Annotated in this window: 19 protein-coding genes and 1 pseudogene; 5 read left to right on the top strand and 15 right to left on the bottom strand. The window is 57.7% G+C overall.

The window, feature by feature from the left end; translation table 11 throughout:
• Positions 1–48 precede the first annotated feature (48 nt).
• The 4 genes from ERD84_RS15200 to fahA are packed head-to-tail and all read left to right on the top strand — an operon-like array spanning position 49 to position 4,589.
• Positions 49–1,719, top strand: a complete 1,671-nt coding sequence (locus ERD84_RS15200; RefSeq protein ID WP_130040520.1) for an FAD-dependent oxidoreductase — start codon at positions 49–51, stop codon at positions 1,717–1,719.
• On the top strand, positions 1,716–1,922 hold the full coding sequence (locus ERD84_RS15195) for a DUF2783 domain-containing protein (protein WP_130040519.1): 207 nt from the start codon (positions 1,716–1,718) through the stop codon (positions 1,920–1,922). The genes ERD84_RS15200 and ERD84_RS15195 overlap by 4 nt, the downstream gene beginning before the upstream one ends.
• Before the next feature lie 21 nt (positions 1,923–1,943).
• Positions 1,944–3,245 (top strand): homogentisate 1,2-dioxygenase, encoded by a 1,302-nt coding sequence (gene hmgA, locus ERD84_RS15190; RefSeq protein WP_130040518.1) that lies wholly within the window; start codon positions 1,944–1,946, stop codon positions 3,243–3,245.
• Positions 3,246–3,269: 24 nt separating this feature from the next.
• Positions 3,270–4,589 carry a fumarylacetoacetase gene (gene fahA, locus ERD84_RS15185; protein ID WP_130040517.1) on the top strand — a complete coding sequence of 440 codons (1,320 nt, stop codon included), beginning with the start codon at positions 3,270–3,272 and terminating at the stop codon, positions 4,587–4,589.
• Positions 4,590–4,641: 52 nt separating this feature from the next.
• Here the strand turns inward: fahA and ERD84_RS15180 are convergent, their stop codons facing one another.
• Positions 4,642–6,054 carry an FAD-binding oxidoreductase gene (locus tag ERD84_RS15180; protein WP_130040516.1) on the bottom strand — a complete coding sequence of 471 codons (1,413 nt, stop codon included), beginning with the start codon at positions 6,052–6,054 and terminating at the stop codon, positions 4,642–4,644.
• Between the two features lie 113 nt (positions 6,055–6,167).
• Between ERD84_RS15180 and ERD84_RS15175 the strand changes: the two genes are divergently transcribed.
• Positions 6,168–7,559, top strand: coding sequence for a phosphomannomutase/phosphoglucomutase (locus ERD84_RS15175; RefSeq protein WP_130040515.1), 1,392 nt, complete (start codon positions 6,168–6,170; stop codon positions 7,557–7,559).
• Here the strand turns inward: ERD84_RS15175 and ERD84_RS16155 are convergent.
• The 14 genes and pseudogenes from ERD84_RS16155 to ERD84_RS15110 form a co-directional block, all read right to left on the bottom strand.
• Entirely contained in the window at positions 7,556–8,695 is a 1,140-nt protein-coding gene (locus ERD84_RS16155) for a glycosyltransferase family 4 protein (RefSeq protein WP_306669571.1), read from the bottom strand. The two genes, ERD84_RS15175 and ERD84_RS16155, sit on opposite strands and share 4 nt — an antisense overlap.
• A 144-nt stretch (positions 8,696–8,839) precedes the next feature.
• Positions 8,840–9,865, bottom strand: a pseudogene (locus ERD84_RS16150) (glycosyltransferase); the annotation flags it as partial.
• Positions 9,862–11,037: a glycosyltransferase family 4 protein gene (locus tag ERD84_RS15165; protein WP_130040513.1), complete on the bottom strand. Its 1,176-nt coding sequence runs from the start codon at positions 11,035–11,037 to the stop codon at positions 9,862–9,864. The pseudogene ERD84_RS16150 and the gene ERD84_RS15165, both read right to left, overlap by 4 nt.
• Positions 11,034–12,950 carry an asparagine synthase (glutamine-hydrolyzing) gene (gene asnB, locus ERD84_RS15160; RefSeq protein WP_130040512.1) on the bottom strand — a complete coding sequence of 639 codons (1,917 nt, stop codon included), beginning with the start codon at positions 12,948–12,950 and terminating at the stop codon, positions 11,034–11,036. The genes ERD84_RS15165 and asnB overlap by 4 nt, the downstream gene beginning before the upstream one ends.
• A 36-nt stretch (positions 12,951–12,986) precedes the next feature.
• The gene (locus tag ERD84_RS15155; RefSeq protein ID WP_130040511.1) at positions 12,987–14,111 is read right to left on the bottom strand and encodes a glycosyltransferase family 4 protein; all 1,125 of its coding nucleotides are present in this window, start codon (positions 14,109–14,111) and stop codon (positions 12,987–12,989) included.
• Positions 14,112–14,125: 14 nt separating this feature from the next.
• On the bottom strand, positions 14,126–15,478 hold the full coding sequence (gene murJ / locus ERD84_RS15150) for a murein biosynthesis integral membrane protein MurJ (protein ID WP_130040510.1): 1,353 nt from the start codon (positions 15,476–15,478) through the stop codon (positions 14,126–14,128).
• Between the two features lies 1 nt (position 15,479).
• Complete coding sequence (locus ERD84_RS15145; RefSeq protein ID WP_130040509.1) at positions 15,480–16,505, bottom strand: SDR family oxidoreductase; 1,026 nt, start codon at positions 16,503–16,505, stop codon at positions 15,480–15,482.
• Positions 16,506–16,555: 50 nt separating this feature from the next.
• Complete coding sequence (tviB, locus tag ERD84_RS15140) at positions 16,556–17,830, bottom strand: Vi polysaccharide biosynthesis UDP-N-acetylglucosamine C-6 dehydrogenase TviB (protein ID WP_130040508.1); 1,275 nt, start codon at positions 17,828–17,830, stop codon at positions 16,556–16,558.
• A gap of 45 nt (positions 17,831–17,875) precedes the next feature.
• Complete coding sequence (locus ERD84_RS15135) at positions 17,876–18,955, bottom strand: MraY family glycosyltransferase (protein ID WP_130040571.1); 1,080 nt, start codon at positions 18,953–18,955, stop codon at positions 17,876–17,878.
• 550 nt (positions 18,956–19,505) lie between these two features.
• Complete coding sequence (coq7, locus tag ERD84_RS15130; protein WP_130040507.1) at positions 19,506–20,195, bottom strand: 2-polyprenyl-3-methyl-6-methoxy-1,4-benzoquinone monooxygenase; 690 nt, start codon at positions 20,193–20,195, stop codon at positions 19,506–19,508.
• A gap of 31 nt (positions 20,196–20,226) precedes the next feature.
• Positions 20,227–20,844, bottom strand: coding sequence for a hypothetical protein (locus ERD84_RS15125; protein ID WP_130040506.1), 618 nt, complete (start codon positions 20,842–20,844; stop codon positions 20,227–20,229).
• Positions 20,841–21,452, bottom strand: a complete 612-nt coding sequence (locus ERD84_RS15120) for an SCO family protein (RefSeq protein WP_130040505.1) — start codon at positions 21,450–21,452, stop codon at positions 20,841–20,843. The genes ERD84_RS15125 and ERD84_RS15120 overlap by 4 nt, the downstream gene beginning before the upstream one ends.
• Positions 21,453–21,473: 21 nt before the next feature.
• A complete protein-coding gene (locus ERD84_RS15115; RefSeq protein ID WP_130040504.1) occupies positions 21,474–22,070 on the bottom strand; it encodes a c-type cytochrome in 597 nt (198 codons plus the stop codon).
• A 47-nt stretch (positions 22,071–22,117) separates the two neighbouring features.
• Positions 22,118–22,711, bottom strand: coding sequence for a cbb3-type cytochrome c oxidase subunit II (locus ERD84_RS15110; RefSeq protein ID WP_130040503.1), 594 nt, complete (start codon positions 22,709–22,711; stop codon positions 22,118–22,120).
• Between the last annotated feature and the right edge of the window lie 2 nt (positions 22,712–22,713).

Here is a 22,713-nt window from a genome sequence, read left to right as displayed (position 1 = left end):
CAATGGTCGGCTTCAACGGAGCAAAATTACACCCAAAGGAGTAAAGGTGTGGGAGACATCGATTACCAGGCTCTGGAGTTTGACTGCCACCCGGCAGAACAAGACGGCAAGCACCACCCCATAGTCGTCGTTGGCGCCGGGCCAGTCGGCCTGTCCATGGCGCTCGACCTGGCGCAAAAAGACCTCCCAGTCGTCGTCATTGACGACGACTGCCGTCTTTCCACCGGATCACGCGCCATCTGTTTTGCCAAACGCACCCTGGACATCTGGGACCGACTGGGTGTGGGTCAGCGCATGGTTCAAAAAGGCATTTCATGGAACGTCGGGCGGGTTTACTTTCAAGATGAAGAAGTCTGGCGCTTTGACCTGCTGCCCGAACAAGGGCATCGCCGACCCGCGTTCATTAACCTGCAGCAATACTATTGCGAAGGCTTTCTGTATGAACAGGCAGCCGACCATCCCAACATCGAACTGCGCTGGAAGCACAAAGCTACAGCCGTCGAAACGCTAAGCAATGGCGTAAGGCTCACAGTAGATACACCGGACGGCAGCTATACCCTGACCACCGACTGGCTGCTCGCCTGTGACGGCGCCCGTTCGCCTTTACGAAAAATGCTGGGTCAGGAAAGCCATGGGCGCACCTTTCGCGACCGCTTCCTGATCGCCGACGTCCGCATGCAGGCCGACTTCCCCACCGAGCGCTGGTTCTGGTTTGACCCTCCTTTCCATCCCGGGCAATCGGTATTGCTGCATAGTCAGCCCGACAATGTCTGGCGCATTGACTTTCAACTGGGCTGGGATGCCGACCCCGTCCAAGAGGTCAAGCCAGAAAATGTCATCCCGCGCATACGGGCACTGCTTGGCCCCGATGCCCAGTTCGAGCTGGAATGGGTCAGCATCTATACTTTTGCCTGCGAGCGCATGGACAAATTCCGGCATCAACGCATTCTGTTTGCCGGCGATGCGGCGCATCGCGTATCGCCTTTCGGTGCGCGCGGCGCCAATAGCGGTGTGCAAGACGCCGACAACCTGGGCTGGAAGCTCGCGCTGGTCCACAAAGGCCATGCCCCTGAAGCATTAATAGACAGTTATGCAGCCGAACGCGAAATGGCTGCCGACGAAAACCTGCTGAACTCATCGCGCTCGACCGACTTCATTACACCCAAAAGCGAGATGAGCCTGTTATTTCGCAATACGGTCCTGACGCTCGCCAAACACCACGACTTTGCCCGTAAGCTGGTCAATAGTGGGCGTCTCTCTACACCCACTGCCTATACGGGTTCAAGCCTGAATACCGAAGACTGTGATGATTTTTCAAATATTCTGGCTCCTGGTGCCGTTGCGCCCGACGGGCCCGTCACTGTAGCCGGCCAGCATAACTGGTGGCTGGGCCAACTCCAAGGGCAGTTCACGGCCGCCCTGTTCTGCAACGACCAGCTACCCAGCCACAATGCGTTGCAGGCACTTGCGCTACTGCAGCAACAAGAGCCCGATCTTAAAGTAATCCTGGTATTGGCTCCTGGCCTGTCGCAAAGGGCACCAGGCAACATGAGCTGGGTACTGGATCACCAAATGACACTTGCACGCCGCTACGATGCGCTGAACGGTGCCTGCTATCTGATCCGGCCCGACCATCATATTGCCGCACGCTGGCGCAAACCCGACGCACAGCGCATTCAGACCGCCCTGCACCGAGCCTGCGGCCAGGAGACCCCATGAACCACTTGAATACGCAATCCCAATTTACTTCGCCTGACGATTTCTACCAGCAACTCATTGACGCCCATCGCGACCTGAGCCTTGAACAAAGTCACGCCATGAATGCCGCACTGGTTCTTCTTTTATCCAATCACATCGGCGACCTCGACGTGGTGGCCGATGCGCTGATTCAAGCGCGCGCCGCCGTCCGGCCTGCTTACTGACCTACCCTCGGAAACTGCATCATGACCATACTTAAATACCAATCCGGCTTTGGCAATAGCTGCGCAACCGAAGCGTTGCCTGGCGCCCTGCCAACAGGGCGCAACTCGCCACAAAACTGCCCTTACGGCCTGTACGCCGAGCAACTGTCGGGAACCGCCTTTACCGTTCCACGTGCCGAAAGCCGCCGCTCATGGCTCTACCGCATTCGTCCGGCAGCGCTACAGAAAGCCTTCGCACCGTATGGCGGCGCCTTGGCCTGGACCAATCAATTCGGACACGGGCCAGTCAGCCCAAATCGTCTGCGCTGGAATCCGCTCCCCATGCCAGGTCAACCTACCGATTTCATCGACGGCATGCATACCTGGGCAGGCAACGGGCACTGCGACGACCTGAGCGGCGTCAGCATCAACCTGTATGCTGCCAACCAGTCCATGCAGCAGCGGTTTTTTTATAACGCCGACGCGGAAATGCTGATCGTCCCCCAAGAGGGCCGCCTGCGTCTGGCCACTGAATTAGGCTTGATTGATCTTGAACCCTGCGAAATCGCCGTCATCCCCCGCGGCGTACGCTTGCGCGTCGAGTTGCCGGACGCGTCTGCAAGTGGCTATATGCTAGAGAACTTCGGCGCCGCACTCAGGCTGCCCGAGTTGGGCCCCATAGGCTCGAATGGCCTGGCCAATGCGCGTGACTTCCAGATACCCGTAGCCTGGTACGAAGACATCGAAGGCGGATTCGAACTGGTTGCCAAATTTACCGGCGGTTTCTGGCGCACCATGCTGTCCCACTCACCACTGGATGTCGTGGCCTGGCATGGCAGCAATGCACCCTATAAATACGACTTACGACGCTTCAACACCATAGGGTCCATCAGTTACGACCACCCCGACCCCTGCATTTTCACCGTCCTGACTTCACCTTCCGATACACCCGGAGCGGCCAATATCGACTTCGCCATTTTCCCGCCCCGCATCCTGGCCATGGAAAACACCTTCCGTCCACCCTGGTTCCATCGCAATATCGCAGGTGAATTCATGGGCCTGATCCAGGGTATCTATGACGCCAAGGCCGATGGTTTTTCCCCCGGCGGTGCCAGCCTGCATAACTGTATGAGCCCACACGGCCCTGATGCGCAAACTTTCGAAAAGGCCAGTGCCGCCGATTTGAGCAAACCCGACTACATTCGTAATACCATGGCCTTTATGTTCGAAACGCGGCGGGTCATCCGCCCCACCGATGCCGCGATGGCGTCAGCGACATTACAAGCTGGCTATGACGACGCCTGGGCCGGCTTGCAGAAGCATTTCGACCCTAATAAGCCTTGATTGAAGCACCCACAGGAAACCCCTATGTCTTACCTTAATGAAACCCATGATCCGGCCCTGCAAAGCTGGGTTGATTCCGCCAACCAGCCCGACAATGGTTTTCCCATACAAAACCTGCCCTTTGCCGTATTTCGTCCAGCAGGCGGCACACAAGATTTCCACCCTGGCGTGGCCATAGGTGATCAGGTGCTTGACCTTGCCGCTCTGGCGGCAGCGCAAGTTTTCACCGGCAAGGCCGCCGAAGCATTGGGCGCCTGCAAAAGCACCACTCTGAACAAGCTGATGAGCCTGGGTCAGCCATATTGGTCGGCCCTGCGTCTTGAGCTCTCACGCGCCTTACGTAGCGGTTCCGCGCTGCAGGCCACACTGGAACCACTGCTCAGCAATATCAAAGACGTAGAGCTGGGAATGCCCGCCCGCATTGGCGACTACACCGATTTCTACATTTCCGAACACCATGCCACTGCAGTAGGCAAACAGTTCCGCCCCGACAACCCCTTGCTGCCCAACTATAAATGGGTGCCCATCGGCTACCACGGCCGCGCTTCCAGCATCAATGTATCGGGCCAGTCCTTTCCTCGCCCCGTGGGCCAGACACGCCCGGCCACCGAAGGAGGTACGCCTGGCTTTGGTCCTTGCCAACGCCTGGATTACGAGCTGGAGCTGGGTATTTTTGTCGGCCAGGGCAACACACAGGGCGAACGCATCAATCTCGATGAAGCCGAGGCACATGTGTTCGGCCTGTGCATTTTGAACGACTGGTCAGCCCGCGATCTGCAGGCCTGGGAATATCAGCCGCTAGGCCCATTCCTGGCCAAGAACTTCGCCAGCACCATTTCACCCTGGGTGGTCACGCTCGAAGCCCTCGCCCCCTTTCGGATTGCCTTCGAACGCAATCCGAACGATCCCCAGCCCCTGCCATACCTCAGCTCGGCAGAAAACCAGGCATCCGGCGCCTTTGACATCGGCCTGCAGGTCTTCCTGAGCACGCAGGCGTCACGCGCCCAACAGACCGGCCCTGCGCTGCTGTCCGAATCCAACTTCAAGGATGCCTACTGGAATATCGCGCAACTGCTGGCCCATCATACGGTCAACGGCTGTAACCTCCAGGCCGGCGACCTGCTCGGTACTGGCACATTATCGGGCCCCGGAAAAGGAAAAGAAGGCTCGCTGCTGGAGCTGAACAACGGGGGCAAGCAACCCGTAAAGCTCCCCTGGGGCGAAGAACGCAGCTTCCTGCAAGACCACGACGAAGTAATCCTGCGTGCTGCCTGCCGCAAGCCTGGCTACCCCACCATCAGCCTGGGGCAATCCGCAGGCACGGTGCTGCCCGCAAAAATCTAGGCGTACCGATCCAGACTTGCTGACGCGGCTCTCGGAGCCGCGCTGGCAGACTTTAAACCAATACCTTGCCCGGGTTCATGATGCCCAGCGGATCAAGCGCCTGCTTGATGCTGTGCATCAGGGCAAGTTCAATGGGATCTTTATAGCGCGGCAATGCATCGCGCTTGAGTTGGCCCACCCCGTGCTCGGCACTGATCGAGCCATTGAATTGGTGCACACTTTCATGCACCAGATGGTAGATATCGGCTTGACGGGCCAGCAGCTCTTCTTCGGTATACGCCTCGCCGCGAGCTACGTTGTAGTGCAGATTGCCGTCACCCAGATGTCCGAAGGTAACGTGCTCGATGCCCGGAAAGCTGGCCTGCAAAGCTGCATTGGTGGTAGTGACAAAATCGGCCATGCGTGAAACCGGAATCGACACATCGTGCTTGATGCTCTTGCCAAAGGCCTTTTCTGCCAACGGTATGCTTTCGCGCAAATGCCACAGTGCTTTGCTTTGTGTGATGTTTTCGGCGATGACCGCGTCAGCCACCAGGCCGGCTTCTATGGTTTCTCCGACTACCTCTTCAAAACGTTCGCGCGCGTGTTCGGCGCTTTCACTGTCAGATAGCTCGAGCAGCGCGTACCAGGGCATTTGCGCCGACTCGCCTTCAAAAGGGATGCGTTGTTGCGGATAACAACGCACGACGCCCTGCAAGCAGTTACCCGCGATCAGCTCAAACCCGGTCAGGGCAGCGCCAAAACCCTTGCGAGCCGCAGCCAGGACCTTGACCGCGTCATCCACTGAAGCCAGTGCCAACAGGGCTGTACACTGCGCGACCGGCAAGGGATAAAGCTTGACGGTGGCTGCCGTAATGATACCCAGTGTGCCTTCGCTGCCCATATACAGATTGCGCAGGTCGTAGCCGGTGTTATCTTTGCGCAAACCACGCAGACCGTGCCAGATATCGCCCTGCGGGGTAACCACTTCAAGCCCCAGCACCAGGTCGCGCGCGTTGCCATAGCGCAGCACTTGAGTACCGCCCGCATTCGTTGCCAGATTACCGCCTATGGTGCAGCTGCCTTCAGCCGCCAGGCTTAAGGGAAACAGGCGATCGGCCTCACGTGCAGCCTGCTGCACCGACTGCAATATGCAGCCCGCCTCGACCTCCATGGTGTCATTGTCGGTGTCTATGCTGCGCACAGCATTCAGGCGGGTCAGCGACAACACAATGGCGTCACCGGAGGAATCGGGTGTAGCGCCACCACACAAACCTGTATTACCGCCTTGCGGCACCACCGGGATCTTGTTCTGACTGCACCAGCGCATGATTTGCGCCACCTCGTCAACCGAACCAGGCCGTACGACGGCCAGCGCCGCACCACTGTATCGGCCGCGCCAGTCAACCGTGTACGATTCGGCATCAGCGCCTGTTAACACATGCTGCTGCCCTACTAACTGAACCAGTTCGTCTATCCGACTCATGCTTGCCTTCTGTTTTTGCAAAGTAATCATAGGTGATGGACCATTTTAGGCTAATTGAATAGCTGACATACAATCATGCCAACAAGCCAGATATTGGATTCTAAGGAAGCCTCGTGTCCCATACTCCCAACCTGCCTAAAGACGTATTCAAAGCCTACGATATTCGAGGCACTGTGCCCGAGCAGCTCAATGTTGATTTTGCCCGCCTGCTGGGCCTGGCACTTGCCCAACAAGCGCGCGCCGAAGGCGTGACTACGTTGGTCGTGGGCTACGACGGACGGCTAAGCAGCCCTGACTTATCGCAGGCCTTGCAGCAAGGCCTGACACAAGGCGGCATCAACACCCTGGATCTGGGCATGGTCCCCACCCCCGTCGTCTACTATGCCGCCTACACGCAGCACACCGGCTCCGGCGTAGCCATTACAGGCAGCCATAACCCATCCAATTACAATGGCTTCAAAATCATGATGGGCGGTCGTACCTTGCACGGCAGCGATATTCAAAAGCTGGCCCAGATCATGGCGCAGCCTGACTCCGTGGACGGCATCAAGCCGGGCCAAAGCACACCCCTGAATCTGCTTGACGCCTACGTTAAGGAAATCAGCAGCACGGTGCTGCCGGCCCGCCCCATGAAAATTGCTATCGATTGCGGCAATGGCGTTGGCGGCGTGGTGGCATCAAATTTGTATCAGGCCCTGGGTTGCACGGTAGACGAGCTGTATTGCGAGGTCGACGGCCGCTTCCCCAATCACCATCCTGATCCGGCCGACCCATCCAACCTGCAAGACCTCATCCGCCATGTGCAACAAAGCGATTGTGAGCTGGGCCTGGCTTTCGACGGCGATGCCGACCGTCTTGGCGTAGTGACCAAGTCCGGTGAAATCATCTGGCCCGACCGCCAGCTCATTCTGTTTGCACGAGATGTCCTGCAGCGCCAACCTGGTGCCACCATTATCTTTGACGTCAAGTGCAGCCGCCATGTCGCCCGCGCCATCAAGCACGCGGGTGGCAAGCCCCAGATGTGGCAAACGGGACACTCGCTGATCAAGGCCAAACTGGCCGAAACCGGCGCACCGCTGGCGGGCGAAATGAGCGGCCACGTATTTTTCAAAGAACGCTGGTACGGCTTTGATGATGGCTTGTACGCCGGCGCCCGACTGCTTGAAATTCTCTCTGCACACGAAGATCCATCAGCCGAGCTCGAATCCCTGCCCAAAGATATCTCCACGCCTGAAATCAAGCTTGCAATGTCAGAGGGTCAGCCACATGCTCTGGTGACACGCCTGCAAGAAGACGGCAAGTTCCCCTCGGCGACCAGCATCAGCACTATAGACGGCGTGCGCGCCGAATACGCCGATGGCTTCGGTCTGGCGCGGGCATCCAATACAACGCCTGTCATCGTCCTGCGTTTTGAAGGCGACACTGAACAAGACATCGAGCGCATCAAAGAGGAATTCCGCCAGGCCCTGCTGGCCCTGGAGCCCGAAATTTCCCTGCCTTTCTAGAAGGCCGTCTTTGCCTGGTCCGCAAGCTCGGTATAAAGCGACACGTGTTTCTGGGCGATCTGGCGGATATCGAATTCGCGTTCAGCCAGCTCGCGCCCCGCACGGCCCATGTCCCGGCGACGAACATGGTCGTGTGCCAAGGACACGACCGCATCGGCCAGGGCTTGGGCATCGCGCACAGGCACCAGCAAGCCGGTTACACCGGGCGTGATGGCGTCCCGGCAACCGGGCACATCGGTTGTGACCACAGCCCGCCCGCAAGCCGCGGCCTCGACCAGAGACTTGGGCAGACCTTCGCGATAAGATGGAAGCACCACAATATGGGCCTGTTGATAAAGCCGGGCCACATCTCTGCGCTCACCCAGGCACTCAACAACACCTTCACGAGCCCACTGCGCCACCTGGTCTGGCGTGATGCTGGCTGGATTGCCCGGATCGGGACTACCCACCAATTTCCAGCGCAAGCCGCTGTGATCATTGGCAGTCAGGCCAGCCGCCTCTACAAATTCGTTCACACCCTTGTCAGTCAACAGGCGTGCCGCCATGATGGCAACGGGTGGTTCGGCGGATTCTGGTACCGCACGGAAAGCATCCAGGTCGACGCCTGAACCCCGTATCATCACCACCTGCTCCGCCCGGATAACACCAGCCTTGCGTAAAACATCGCAATCACTGGAGTTCTGGAATATCACCCGGCTGTTGGGATGCCCCAGAGCCAGACGATACAAAAAAGTAGCAGCCATGCGCAAAAAATCAAAACCTTGCCGTGGCCGCATAAAAATAAAGCCCAGCCCCGATACAGCAGCGAGATAACCCGGCACACCCGCCAACCGCGCAGCAATTCCGCCGTACAGAACTGGCTTGATGGTTGCGGCATGCACGACATCGGGTCGCAATTGCCGGAACAAGCGCCACAGGGCATAAATACTATGCATCTCTTTGAGTGGGTTTTTCCCGCTACGCGACATGGGAATCACATGGTGTACCAGGCCCTGGGCGGCGATATCGGATACCGATGGCCCATCCATGGTCGCAACATGCACATCAAAGCCTGCATTCTTGGCCGCTATGGCCAGCGGTAGTCGGTGCGAGAGGAAAAAGGCGGGATTATTCACCACAAACAACAAGCAACGCATATCCGCTGTCTTACGTCCCACTGTTACTCGACCCCAAACCTTGCGGTAATTACCGACCATGGCTTCCAGGCTGAACAGCCGTCCCACCCGTTCTCGTCCGCGTTGCACGCGCTGCGCATGAGCAGGCGTACCCAATTGGGCCACGACGGAATTGATGGCAGCGGATAGAGCCTGCGGGTTTTGCGGCGGAGCCACAACCGTCGCGTCGTCGACCATCATGGCTGCATCGCCCACATCAGTTACCACGCAAGCCACGCCGCTGGCCATCGCCTCGGCCACCACATTCGGGAACCCTTCGGCGCGGCTGGACAGCACATGAATGTCCAGGCCGTTCATCAAATGCGGTACATCGTCGCGCCGCCCCATCAGAATCACCCGCTCTACTACGCCATGACGGGTCAGCAATGCCGAGAGGTCGGGGTTGGAGGACTCCATGCCCTGGCCGATCAACACGCAGCGCATGGATGGATAATTGCGGAGGCTGAGCGCCAGTGCCGCCACCAGGTTTTCGTGATCTTTCAAGGGATTCCAGCGCGCCACGCTTCCAATGACCGGAGTATCGTCTGATACACCCCATAGTTCGCGCACCTGCTGACGTGCTTGCGCATCAGCCTGCCAGCGCGACAGGTCATATCCATTGGGAATGACTTGCATGCGATCAGCGCGATAGCCCCAGGCCTGGTGGCGCTGCGCTGCGCTTTCAGCGCACGAAACAATGACCACCGGAATCAATCCGGAGCTTTTTGCGCACAACCATGAAAACGCCCGCGCCGACAAACTGCTTTTATGCAGGTCCGCACCCGAGTTGCGTATACCCCAGCACACCGACCGTACGCCTGACAGGCGCGCCACCAGGCCACCAATCAGGTCGGCATGGTACATCCAGGTTTGCACTACATCGGGTTTCAGCTCCCTCAGCAGGCGATACATACCCCACAAACCTTTAAGCAGACCCGAAGGGCTTTGCATATGCAGGGTGTGAACGGGAATGCCGGCTTCGCGCAGGCGGGGGCCAAACACCCCTTCTTCGCCCATGGAGATAACGCGGTGCCGCACATTCTGATCCGGTGCTGTCACCAGGCGATAAAGCACGGTTTCCGCCCCACCCTGACCTAGCCCGGAAATGATATGGACGACATCTAGCGGCGTATCGTGAGTCTCTTTGCTCATATCTGCCCGTCCTGTTTGGCCGGTACAACGATGGAAGCAAACAAGGTATCCCACTGCGCCAGAATTTGCCGCAGGCCGTAGCGTTCACGCACTGAAACGGCCGCATGCCGTCCCAATGTGCTGCGTAATGCTCCGTCATCCATCAGTTGAGCCAAGCCAGAGACCAAGGCATCGTGATCCTCCAGTGGAACCAGTATGGCGTCTTTCCCGTTCTGGCTCATTTCACGCGGACCACTAGGACAGTCTACGGTCACGCATGCACACCCCAGGGCCATGGCCTCGAGCAACACATTGGGGAAACCCTCGACCCGCGAAGTCAGGGCAAAAATATCGGCCTTGGCCAACTCGTGCCAAGGCTGGCTGGTGCGCCCTGGCAGCAGGATGCGCGCAGTCAGGCCCGTACCATGCACTTGCTGTTCCAATTCGCTCCGCAGGGGGCCTTCGCCCCAGATGGTCAGATCCCATTCGGGATAATCGGCTGCCAAAGCTCCAAATGCCTGAATCAAGGCATCGAAACGCTTGAACGGCACCAGGCGTCCCATGGCCATCAACTGCTTTCTATCATTACGTCGTACTGGCTCGACATCAACCACCGATTCGGCAGCTATCAGGCCGGACGGCGCACCAACCGTCAGCTCGTCAATCCCAGGCGGCAAAGGATTGGGAATGACATCCAGCCGATCTACATTCGGCACCATCCGCCTTAAAGCCTGAACACCATCCTGCGACTGCATCAACACTTTGGCCGCCCACGGATATGTCTTGCGTCGCAAGAACTGCAACAACTTGCCTGCGCTACTACTGAACGCCGGGTTGGTGCGCTCGCACACCACCACCGGCACGCCCATCCCTCTGGTCGCCAGCAAGACCATGACATTGACGTTGGTCAGAAAAGAGACAATGACATCAGGCTGGGTCTCGCGTACCAGCTTGCGCATGGCATGCAACTTGCTGAGCGGCGGCCACGCCTTGCGACCGGCTGCACTCATGCGGTCCGCCAGCCACTCCAGCCTGACCGCCGGATCCAGCGGATAAAAGCAATCGCCCTTTCCCGTATAAGTGGGGGCCAGCGTTACCGTGTCGCCGCGCTTGGCCCAAGCACTGGCCAGCGTGGCCGCCACGCGTTCAGCGCCGCCAGCGTGCATGGAGCTGACAAAGAACAGTATTTTCATAGCGGCCTTGTATCGCTTTCGGCGGTTCCATCCAGCCATGCCTGTGTCATGAGCACACCCCACAAATGTGTACTCCAGTTGCGCTTGCCTGACTGATGCTCAGACCATTTTTGCACAATGGGCTCCGCATGGAATAAACCCTCGCGTTTCAGCCTGACCGGGTCCAGCAAGGCGGCGCCCCAGTCTTTCAATGGCCCGCGCAGCCATGCGGCCATGGGAACAGAAAAGCCCTTCTTGGGACGATCTATCATGTGTGCAGGCACATGGCGATACAGCACTTGCCGCAGCAGCCACTTGCCCTGTCCGCCGCGCCGTTTATATGAAGAAGGCAAGCGCTGCGCAAACTCGAACACGTGGTGATCGAGCATGGGAACCCGGGTTTCCAGGCTGGCCGCCATGGCGGCGCGATCAACCTTGACCAAAATATCGTCAGGCAGATAAGTCAGTGCATCCAGCAGCATCATGCGCTCGAACAGGCCAAGACGGGACGGTGCGTCAAAAGGAGTCGAAGGCAGCTCGGCCCCGATTACCACCTGGGCGGGATCTTTCCAGTAGGAAACGAACTGACGATAGAACTCCCCTTCATGAGCAGCGCCCAGCACCTCGGATAATTTGTCGAGCTGATCGCGCCTGTGCCCTGGTGCCAGTATGCCAACGCCAGCGCGCGCCACAGCAGCCAATGGGCCTCGCAAGCCAGCAGGCACCGCCTGGCGCCTGTTCCACCATTGCTGCGCGCGGACATAGCGCGAGTACCCCCCGAACAGCTCGTCGCCGCCATCTCCCGACAAGGCCACGGTGACGTGCTGTCGCGTCATGCGCGTAACCAATGCGGTGGGGATTTGTGAAGAATCGGCAAACGGCTCGTCGTAGAGCTCTGGAAGACTCGGCACCACGTCCAGCGCATCAGCCGCGCTGACATACAGTTCGGTATGCAAGGTACCCAGGTGCGCCGCCACCGCCTTGGCATACTCGGCTTCGTTAAAAGCCGGATCGTCAAAGCCAATGGAAAAGGTCCGAACCGCCTGAGCATTGTGCTTCTGCATCAAAGCCACCACCATGGACGAGTCGACGCCACCCGATAAAAAGGCGCCCAGCTCGACGTCGGAAATCATCTGCCCCCTGACGGCCTGGCCCAGCACGGCTTCCAGCGCATCGACCGCCTGCAGATCGGACTCGAAAGCCAATGGGCTTTCTTGCGCGTATTGACTCACCTGCAAGGCAGACCACCAGATTTTGGCGTCCGGTACACTGCGCCGCTGCAAATCCTGCTCGGACAACTCCAGCCATGTGCCGGGTTCGAGCTTGCCTATCCCGCGGTAGATGCTGAACGGCGCCGGAATGTAGTTGTGCCGCATCAGCAAGGACAAGGCCCTACGGTCAATATCCTTGTTAAAACCGGGAATGCCAACCAGCGCTTTAAGCTCCGACGCAAAAACAAAATTAGACCCCGCATAGCCCATGTATAGCGGCTTTTCACCCATACGATCGCGGGCCAGCACCAGCCGGCGCGTCTGCCTGTCCCACAAGGCCAGCGCGAACATGCCTGTCGCTGCCTGCAGGGTTTCGTGCACCCCCCAGGCAACAAAGCCAGCCAGCACCGTCTCGGTATCGGAGTGACCGCGCCAGGCGGGCGCCCGCCCCTGGTCATCGAGACGCTTGCGCAAATCCAGATGGTTATAGATTTCGCCGTTCAATACCAGGACATAGCGGCCGCAGGCGGATGTCATGGGTTGGTGGCCGGCCTCGGTAAGGTCCTGAATGGCCAGACGCACATGCCCCAGAGCAAGGCCTGCCGGCTCATCCGCCCAATAACCGTTGCTATCAGGGCCTCGATGATGGATGCGGCGACAGCTTGCTTCGATCACCACCTGTTTATCGACCAGCCCGCCCCAGACTCCCACTATTCCGCACATAGTCTGCTCGCTTTCTCATGCGCACCCGCAGGCGCATCAACGCATTTCAAATAAGTTGCTCCACAAGGCCATGACACGAGTGGTGGAGAACCGGTCCCGCACGTCGACGGCACGCCGGGCGTAGGCCTCGCGCTGCTCAGGATGAGCCATCATATCGGACAGATGAGCTGCCAGGGCTTCGGTATCTTCAGCCGGACTGACCAGCACACCATCTATGCCGCTGCGGACAATCTCGCGTGGTCCGGTCTCGCAGTCATAGGCGACTGGAGCCAGGCCACTGGCCATTGCTTCCAGCAAAGTGTTGGACAAACCCTCTACACGCGAGCTCAATACGTACAGGTCGGACTGCACATACCAGTCGGCCACATTCCCCGCCCGGCCCGGCATGCTGATGCGACCCGACAGACCAGCCTCGTCGATCTGTGCCTGAAGCTCGTCCCGACCTTCCCCCTCACCCAGTATGACCAGGTCCCAGTTGGGGAAATGATCCGCAATTTCCTCGAATGCACGAACCAGCAGGTCGAAACCCTTATGGGGATGCAAGCGTCCAACCGCCAGGACACGATACCGCCCTTGCCGTGGTGGCGGCTCGATGGTGGGCTCCATGCTTTCAAGCGGCCAGCGCACTGCGTTGGGAATTACCGTAAGTTTGGAACCCGGCACGTGCTGGGACAACCACTGGGCCGTTCCCGAAGTCAGGGCCACCACAGCGGTGGCCTGGGGATAGGCCCAGCGACGCAGACGCAACCACATATCGGACAATGCCTGTGAAGGCGGATGCGTATGCTCGGTGGCAATAACACGGCAGGGCACACCTCGCGCAGCGATAATGGCCAGGATGGAAGAGGTCGTCATCATGCCCAGCACTACCGTTGGTCGCTCGCGCCTGATGAGTCGGCGCAAACGCAGCACGCGGCGAATATTGCTCAATACACCGCTCAGTCCGCCCGTACTGGCGGACGCCGTACCCAGCACATGCCGCTTGACCTTGGTATGCAAAGAATAAGCGTCGGTACTGGCGTCGGCCTGCGTTACGACCGTGACTCGATAGCCACGCTGAACCCAATAAGCGCTTAAATCGGCGGCAACCCGCTCTGCCCCGCCTCCGCCCAACGAATGTATGACGATCAGCAAATGCGGTTGAACTGATGGATGACTCAAAGCAAACCCTGTTTTTACTTACTGATGGACGTGGCGGCCGGCACCGGCCGCCACGCTACCATCACATAACAAATATAAGATGAAGCGTACATGATGCTGGTGGCCAGCATAATTCCCGACGTTCCCATAACGGGGGCCCACAGGTAATTCATGACGGCCTTCATGGCAAAGTTGGCGACTGCAATGGCTGCCATGATGCGGTAGCGGTTCTGGCTGGCCAGCAGTTGCACCAAAATCAACACGCCGAAATAAAACGGCATCTGCAACAAGCCCCAGCGCAACACTTGGGACACCTGCAGCGTATCGTCAGCGGTAAACGCGCCGCGCTCGAACAGCAAGGCCACTCCCCACGGCGCCAGCAACCAGCCCACCGCCGTAACAGCGACACCTGCCAATACCATCAGTACCGACCACTTCAATGCCGTGGAACGCGCTCTGTGCTGATCCCCCCTTGCCTGAATATCAGCCAGCACGGGCAGTGCCGCACGGCCCACCGAGGCCGCCCCCAGGCCCAGCAAGAGCGACAGCAAGCGGCTGGCATAACCTAGGGTTGCATTGGCGTTGGAGCCCAGTCCAGCCGCCGTATATTGATCTATCGGACCAACAAAGCTCATGGCAATCTGACCCACCAGCATGACGCCCGCCGCCTTGACCAGATCGGGCCATTGGTGCGCGCGCATGCTCAGGTGCGGCCTGCCCCACATACCGTCCGCCTTGGCCGCCAGCCACAGCAGCCAGACTGACTGAATCGTATAGCCTACCAGCGTGCCCCACATCAAGGGGCCGACATCATCAACAGTCGCCGCCAGCAATACCCAGATCAGTATGACGACAGCCGGCACGCTGTCCAGCAATGTATTGATATGGCGCTCATGCGCACGCAACCGCGCCGCGCTCAGCCCCGTCATGAGTGTCAACAAGGCAGCTGGTGCGAAGGCAAACATCAAGTCGTCGCTCATGCGCCGTGCCGGTTCGGGCAAACCTGCCCCACCCCACTGCAGCACCCAGGGCCAGGCGATATAGGTGATGACGGCAAGCATCGTACCACCTGCTATCAGCCAACCCTGCAGCTCACCAAGGAAACGGGATCGGCTGCCGCGGTCGTCGTAGCGCGTACGTACCAGCACCGGAATAAGGACTACGGACAGCGCCCCCACGATTGTCACAGGGAGCCAATTGGCCATGACCATGGTGAACTGATAGGCATCGACGGCATCGCTGACGCCATAGCGATAGGCGACGGCCATTTCCTTGAAGGCGCCCGCCGCCTTACCCAGCAATAGAAAAAAGGCAACCCGCAACGCCCCCTGAGCGATGCGCCGGTGGTCTGAATGCAGGTTGCCGAGTCGCTGCTTGAAGCTTTTCAAGTCAACGCAGGAATTGCGTATACCAGGGCATGGAGACTTCCAACCCCTGGACTATGGTATGCATGGGCTCGTAACCCAGCAATGTCTTGGCCTTGCTGATATCGGCTTGCGAGTGCCGCACATCGCCTGCGCGGAAATCGGCATAAACAGGTTGTTTGTCGTAAACAATGCCGTTATTGCCCAGCGATCGCGCAAGATATTCGAACAGTTCATTCAGGCTGGTGCGTGCATTGACCGCAACGTTATATACCTGATTGACACCCTCTGGCTGGGCCAGTGAGGCCAGAATGTTCGCCTGCACCACGTTGTCTATAAAACAAAAGTCGCGGCTGGTTTCACCATCGCCGTTCACGACAACATCTTCACCGCGTATCATGGCCGCGATCCATTTCGGTATGACGGCGGCATAGGCTCCGTTGGGATCCTGGCGCTTGCCGAACACATTGAAATACCGCAAACCCACACTGCCAAAGCCATAGGCACGCTGAAAGACATCGGCATACAGCTCGTTGACGTATTTGGTGACGGCATAAGGCGACAGAGGCCGCCCGATGCGGTCTTCGACCTTGGGCAGTGCTTCGTGGTCGCCATAAGTCGAGCTGGAGGCCGCATAGACAAAGGACTTTACCTCGGCATCACGGGACGCCACCAACATATTCAGGAAGCCGCCAATATTGACGCTGTTGCTTGTGATGGGATCTTTCAGCGAACGAGGCACCGACCCCAGCGCCGCCTGATGCAGGACGTGGTCGACGCCCTGAGTGGCCTGCTTGCAGGTGTCGAGATTGCAGATATCACCTTCAATAAACGTGAAGTTGCTCCATTGCTGCGCACTGACCGACTTCCGGACTTCTTCGAGATTGTAGTGATGGCCCGTAGCGAAGTTATCGAGCCCCACCACTTTTTGACCCATCAACAACAGCGCTTCAAGCAGGTTCGACCCAATGAAGCCGGCGCAACCCGTCACCAGCCATACCTTGGGCTCCGTTTGCAGGCTTGCCGTCACTTCCTGATAGCGATTATTCATATCAACCCTTGTCATTCCAACAAAATACCAATGTAATGTGCCCGAGCGCCTTACAAGCGAAGGTCGGATTCGCTGGCCGGCAACACGTATTTAAGGTCATACAATACACACTCTGGCTTGCCCAGCGCATGTATTGCCTGGCTGCCCATACCAACAAATTGCTCGTGTGCAACCGCCAGGATCACGGCGTCGTAAACACCCTGCTCGGGCTTGGATACGAGGTCCAGATCGTATTCCCGTTTGGCCTCTTCAGCATCGACCCACGGATCATACACATCGACGTCAATACTGTATTCACCCAGTTCGCGCACAATATCAACAACACGGGTGTTGCGTAAATCGGGGCAGTTCTCTTTGAAGGCCAGGCCCATGACCAGCACCTTGGAGCCCTGCACCTGTATACGTCGCTTGGTCATGCTCTTGACCAGTTGCGATACGACATAGCCGCCCATCGAATCATTGAGGCGACGGCCGGCAAGAATGATTTCGGGGTGGTAGCCTATGGACTGCGCCTTGTGCGTAAGATAGTAGGGATCCACGCCTATGCAGTGCCCCCCAACCAGGCCTGGACGGAACGGCAGGAAATTCCATTTGGTGCCGGCAGCCTCGAGTACTGCCTGAGTGTCGATGCCGAGCCTGTTGAAAATAAGCGCCAGCTCGTTGATCAGGGCGATATTGACGTCGCGCTGGGTGTTTTCAATGACCTTGGCTGCTTCGGCCACACGTATGGAAGGCGCTTTGTGGGTACCAGCAACAATGATCTGGCCATACAGCTCGTCGACCAGGTCAGCCACTTCAGGGGTCGACCCCGAAGTGACCTTCTTGATGGTGGATACACGGTGCGCCTTGTCGCCCGGATTAATCCGTTCCGGACTGTACCCTGCATAAAAATCTTCGTTAAAACGCAGGCCCGAAACTCGCTCAAGCACAGGAACGCACTCTTCCTCGGTGGCTCCCGGATACACGGTGGACTCGTAGATCACGATATCACCACGCTTGAGCACCTTGCCTATGGTTTCGCTGGCCCGCACCAGCGGTGTCAGGTCAGGTTGCTTGTATTCGTCGATAGGCGTTGGTACGGTCACAATGAAAACATTGGCCTGTGCCAAATGCTCGGCTTCGTTACTGAAGCTCAGCTGGCTTGCTTCGGCAAGCTCGGCGGATTCCACCTCGAGAGTGTGATCCCGCCCTTCTTTCAGTTCGGCAACCCGACGGGGATTAATATCAAAACCCAGTACCGAGTGTTTTTTACCGAACTCCACTGCCAGAGGCAGACCAACGTAGCCTAAGCCGACTACTGCAAGTTTCACATCCTGGATTTGCAAGTTGAATCTCCTGCGCTAGGCGCGGTTAAGAATGAATCAATTTTACTATTTACGTCGCTCATTTCGCCCAATTGAGGGCAACAGCAGCCACGACGGTCGACGCCACGAGACCAGGCGCGAATAAAGCCATAAATAGGCAAGCGAAAAAGCAAGAATGCTTGCGCATAGTATCCAGGCGTTATCCCACCAAATCGTGGCGGGCACCAGGCCGATCAACGCCAGCACCCATAAATACGGGGACGTCATGGCGTTGCACAAAGCTGGCACCGCATGCCGGCGATCACGGCTGAAGGTCGCCCGAACCAGACGTCGGAACACCAGCTGATGCAGGTGTAACGCATCAGGCTGATCAACAGGCGTGCCGCGCTTGAAGCGGCGCCGCCAGATAGAAAACAGGGTTTCAAAAACCGGATAGAACAACACGGCCAGCGCATAGAATGGCGAAACACTGGGATTGCGCACGACCAGCTGGACCGCCAGCTCGGCCAGCATGAACCCCAGGAAGTAGGCGCCGCCATCTCCCAGAAAAACCCGCCCAAAGGGAAAGTTCCAGACCAGAAAGCCCAGCGTAGCCGAAGCCAGGGCCGTGGCAATCAGGAAAATGGGAATGTCCTGGACCTGTAGGGCCACCAGCGCCAGGGACAACGCCATGAGGGTGGCAATCATGCCAGCCAGACCGTTCATGCCATCCACGATATTCAAGGCATGGGTGCACCCACCCACCGCCACCATGGTGAACAACAGCGAAACCGGCCAGAACGACAATATGGCGTCTGCCCATGACAGGCCTACACGCGAAACGCCGCCCAGCAGCCACCAGGCTATGGCCGCCGATAGAAAAGCTGCCAACAGACGCTTGCCTGACCCTACGTCTTTGGTAATGTCCTCAAGCAAGCCTGCCACGAACACGGGCATCGCCGCTATGAACAGCACCGGCCATAGCCAGGTCAGGGTCATATTGCTGGGACCCAGTACCAGCAGGCCCGCCAGGCTACCCGCCACCACGGCCAGGCCGCCCACGCGCGGCGCAGCGCGGGCATGGGATGCCTGCGGCTTCTTTAAATCGGAGTCACCCGTCAACGCGCCGTGCCAGCGCTCCGAAGCAACAATCAAGCCGCCTACCATGAAGGCCACCACGCAAATATAAAACCAGGTAGCGGATTCCCAGAGTTGAGAAGAAATCACAAAATCCCTATGAACAATAGATGCATTGACATTATGTGCTGTGCCTGTAACCAGACTGCACTCCGGCCCGTAACAAGTACAACGGAAGGTATCGGTTTACCTCGCGTCACAAGCGAACAATCACTTTAGGACACAAAGCAGAAAAAAGGCAAAACAAAGCAGAAAAAGACAAAAAAAAGCCCAAGATCTTGCGATCTTGGGCTAAATCCACCAAAGGAGGAGGGTGGAGGAGACAACCTTGGCATGCCGAGCTACGAAAGCACTTTGCTTGAGCCTGCGTGACCGGGGGTTTTCCCTTGCAATCACGTTTCGACATCCGATAACTAAATTGTATAGAAACCGTTTGTGCGATGCAAGATAATTTGAAGGAAAAACTGTAACCACAGATTTTTGTCGTTTTTTTAAGACGGTACGAAGCATAAAAGCCTCATTTCGTAATTAAGCATTAACCCTAAAAACTTCACCTTGTTACAAATTAACCCTCTTGCGCTCAAATTCGGTAGGCCGTCGTTGTCATGACCTTGGACATGAGCCGCATGGCACCCCGTAATGGCCGGGGTAGCTTCTGTGCGCCATGGGTTTCGGCAGTGGTGCGATGGCTGATTTCGTCGTCACGCATTTGCGTGACGATACTTCGCGAACGCCCATCGGCTGGGGGCAAGTCGGCAAGATGCCTGTCAAGATGCTGTTCTACCTGCCTTTCGGTTTCAGCCATGAAGCCCAGGTTTTTGGGTACGCCGGCACGGCTGGCCAGCACACCCAGCGAAAACGAGCCAACATACCACAAGGGATTCAACAGACTGGGACGGCTGTTCAATTCATTCAGGCGGTCACGGCACCAGACCAGATGATCGACCTCTTCGGCCGCCGCCTGATGCAGCACGGCCTTAATTGGTGCATCGCGGCAAAACAAGGCTTGGCCACGATATAGAGCTTGCGCACATATTTCACCGACATGGTTTACCCGCATCAATCCGGCTGCATGCTTTTGCTCGGCCGGCGTCAGGACTTCGGCCTCATCAGTCAGTGATTTGCGGGGGCCGGCGGGATTGGTTCGCCCCGCCTGTACCGAACCATCGAGAACCCTTACTGCCCTCCCGGCCTCGGCCAAGGCACGATCCAGAAAGCCCATTCGCCGAGCAAATTGTGGTGCTTCCAGCGTAGAATTCAGCTTGCTCATAAGCTATTTCTTCCTTATGCAGTATCAGTATCTATTTTGACATCAAACGGAGAAAACGGCTTCGTTCAGTCAATAGCCAGACTATCGGCACCGCCACAGCCAACACCACCAGGCCTTTACCCGTCATTTCCTGATCGCTCAACAGGTATGCATTGCATAAACGGCTTGTTTGGTCTTGGTAGATGAGACCCACTATCGCCATCATCCAGGAAAAATTTCCCAGGAAAAACAGCTTGACGACACTATTGGCTCGTCGCAGCGAATCAAACAGCACCATGCCTGTGAAAAATAGGCCCGCATACTTGACTAGCGCCAGGATCGGTATCAACAAAACATCATCCAGTGACTTTGGAATCATCCAATAGGCAGCAAACAGTGTGCCCCACAATAGTCCGGGGATGCCTTGCTCATTGTATTGCGCCCACGCCCGCGCCCCCCTCTTCCAGAACTCCGACCTGGTGCCTTGGCTGCTGCACAAGGCCACATCGGCACATATGCCAGCGAACAGAATCAGGGGAATATGCACCAGCATATGCAGGGCCATGCTGCGCGTCAGGACAGTATTGAATGCGATGGCCAGTGCCAGCAACGCGATACTCATGCCGGCGTAGGCACGCGGGCTGTGTGGCAAGCGGACAGACAAGCTCATTGCGATATCTCCGCCACATAGTCCAGCAGAAGTCCGGCACTACCCAGATCGACGATACGCTGCAAGCGACCGTCGGGCGACACAAGATGGTAAGCCGCGTTGTGTACAAACTGCTTCATGGGCGCCGGCACGACTGTAATACCGAAAGCCTTCAGTACCGCAGTACGCTGCGTCGCATTGGGCATCACGGCAAATTGCCATAACGCCGGATCAGCGCCCATGCTTTGTGCATAGCGCGTCAACTGCGCTGGCGTATCGCCAGGGTCAAAACTGATGCTTAACAAGTACACCTTATCCCCCATCCCACTCCGGGCGATCGACGCTTGCAGTTGCTGAAGCTCTGAACCCATGGCCAGGCATATCGAGAAGCAACGGGTATACATAAAGTTGACTACGGCAACGCGACCGTCACCGCGCAAGCCTTGCCGCAAGGTGATGGCCCGACCATCCGCCGTCTGCAACACCGCATCGGGCAGGCTGCGTGGATGGCGCAGAACATCAGCCCTGCGGGCTTCTTCGGTGGTAAGTACGGTAAAACCATTCGTCTGATAATAGATGGATCCTGTACCTACGCAGGCCACCAACAGCACCATCAGCAACATGCGCATATGAAATAAGTCTCACAAGGCCTATTTCATGCCTGCCAACTCCGCATCGCCATTCCAGGGCTCAGCGTGATCGGCCGTGGCCTTCCGCTCAGCCGCTACCATCGCGGCATCAACAGAATCAGCAGAATTTCCAAAATTGCTGCGTATATAGCTGACCACAGCAGCAATCTGGGCATCATCAAGCTTGTCTTTGAATGTAGGCATCATCCCGTTGTACTGGGTACCGCTCACGGTAAGTGGCCCAGTCACGCCATGCAGCACAATCTGGACAGCCAGAGCTGCCTTGCCGGTCACCCACTCCGATCCGGCCAAGGGAGGGAATACGCCGGGCAGCCCTTGGCCGCTAGCCTGGTGACAAGCCACACACTGAGCGGAATATATCTGTGCACCATCGGCTACGCCGCCTGTAGTGGATGCTGCCACCTTGAAATCCTGGGCAGTCCGGCGGTCGCCGTACGAAGGAGGATTGGCCTGATGCGTCGTCCAGATATAGCCTATGGCCCAGACGAACAGCGCACTGACAATCAGTATCACCAGCCAGGGAATGGGCCGATTGCCCTCGTAAGGCTCTGGCATCTCCCTTTGCTGGGCTTCAATTTTCTTGCTTCGATCAGACATCCTGTTCTCCTGCTGCGCCTTGCTCGATCTTGAGTTCCATGACTGCCTTAGCGGGGATCTTCAGGCGGCGGTTTGACCGGGTAGGTGCGATCCAGCGCAAGCAGGTACTCCACGAGGTCCAGGGCTTCGGGTCGCGCCACGACCACCTGTCCCACCGGGGCGTATCCAGGCGGCAGATGGACGACCTTGTCGCCTTTTTCGGCCTTATCCTTGAGTTCAAACATATAGGGATACGAAGGCATGATGCTACCGGGCGTATAGGCACGTGGCTGATACAAATGCCCCAAATTCCAGTCGACGCTCGGTTGGCGTGCTCCGATGTTGAGCAAATCGGGGCCCGTGCGCATGGTGCCAAGCAAATGCGGATTGTCGTAGTAATAGTCGCCAGCTACAGGAGCACGCCCCCAGCCGCGTTTGAAATCGGGCGCCTGTGACTGAGCTCTGGGCTGCTGAGTATGGCAATACACACAGCCATTTTCTATATATTGCTGACGCCCACGCAGTTGGGCCGAGGTATAGGGTTTCAGGCCCTCGGATGGTTGCACATCCGACAGCTGCAAATAAGGCACCACGACCAGAGTTGCGGTAGCCAAAGCCAAAGTGACCATGGCCCCACCAAGAAGTTTGTATTCGCTTTCCATGC

It is taken from the genome of Pollutimonas harenae, from assembly GCF_004153685.1.
In the GTDB taxonomy this organism is placed as follows: domain Bacteria; phylum Pseudomonadota; class Gammaproteobacteria; order Burkholderiales; family Burkholderiaceae_B; genus Pusillimonas_C; species Pusillimonas_C harenae.
The sequence above is the reverse complement of the archived record's forward strand: the minus strand, read 5'-3'. Positions and strand labels throughout refer to the sequence as shown.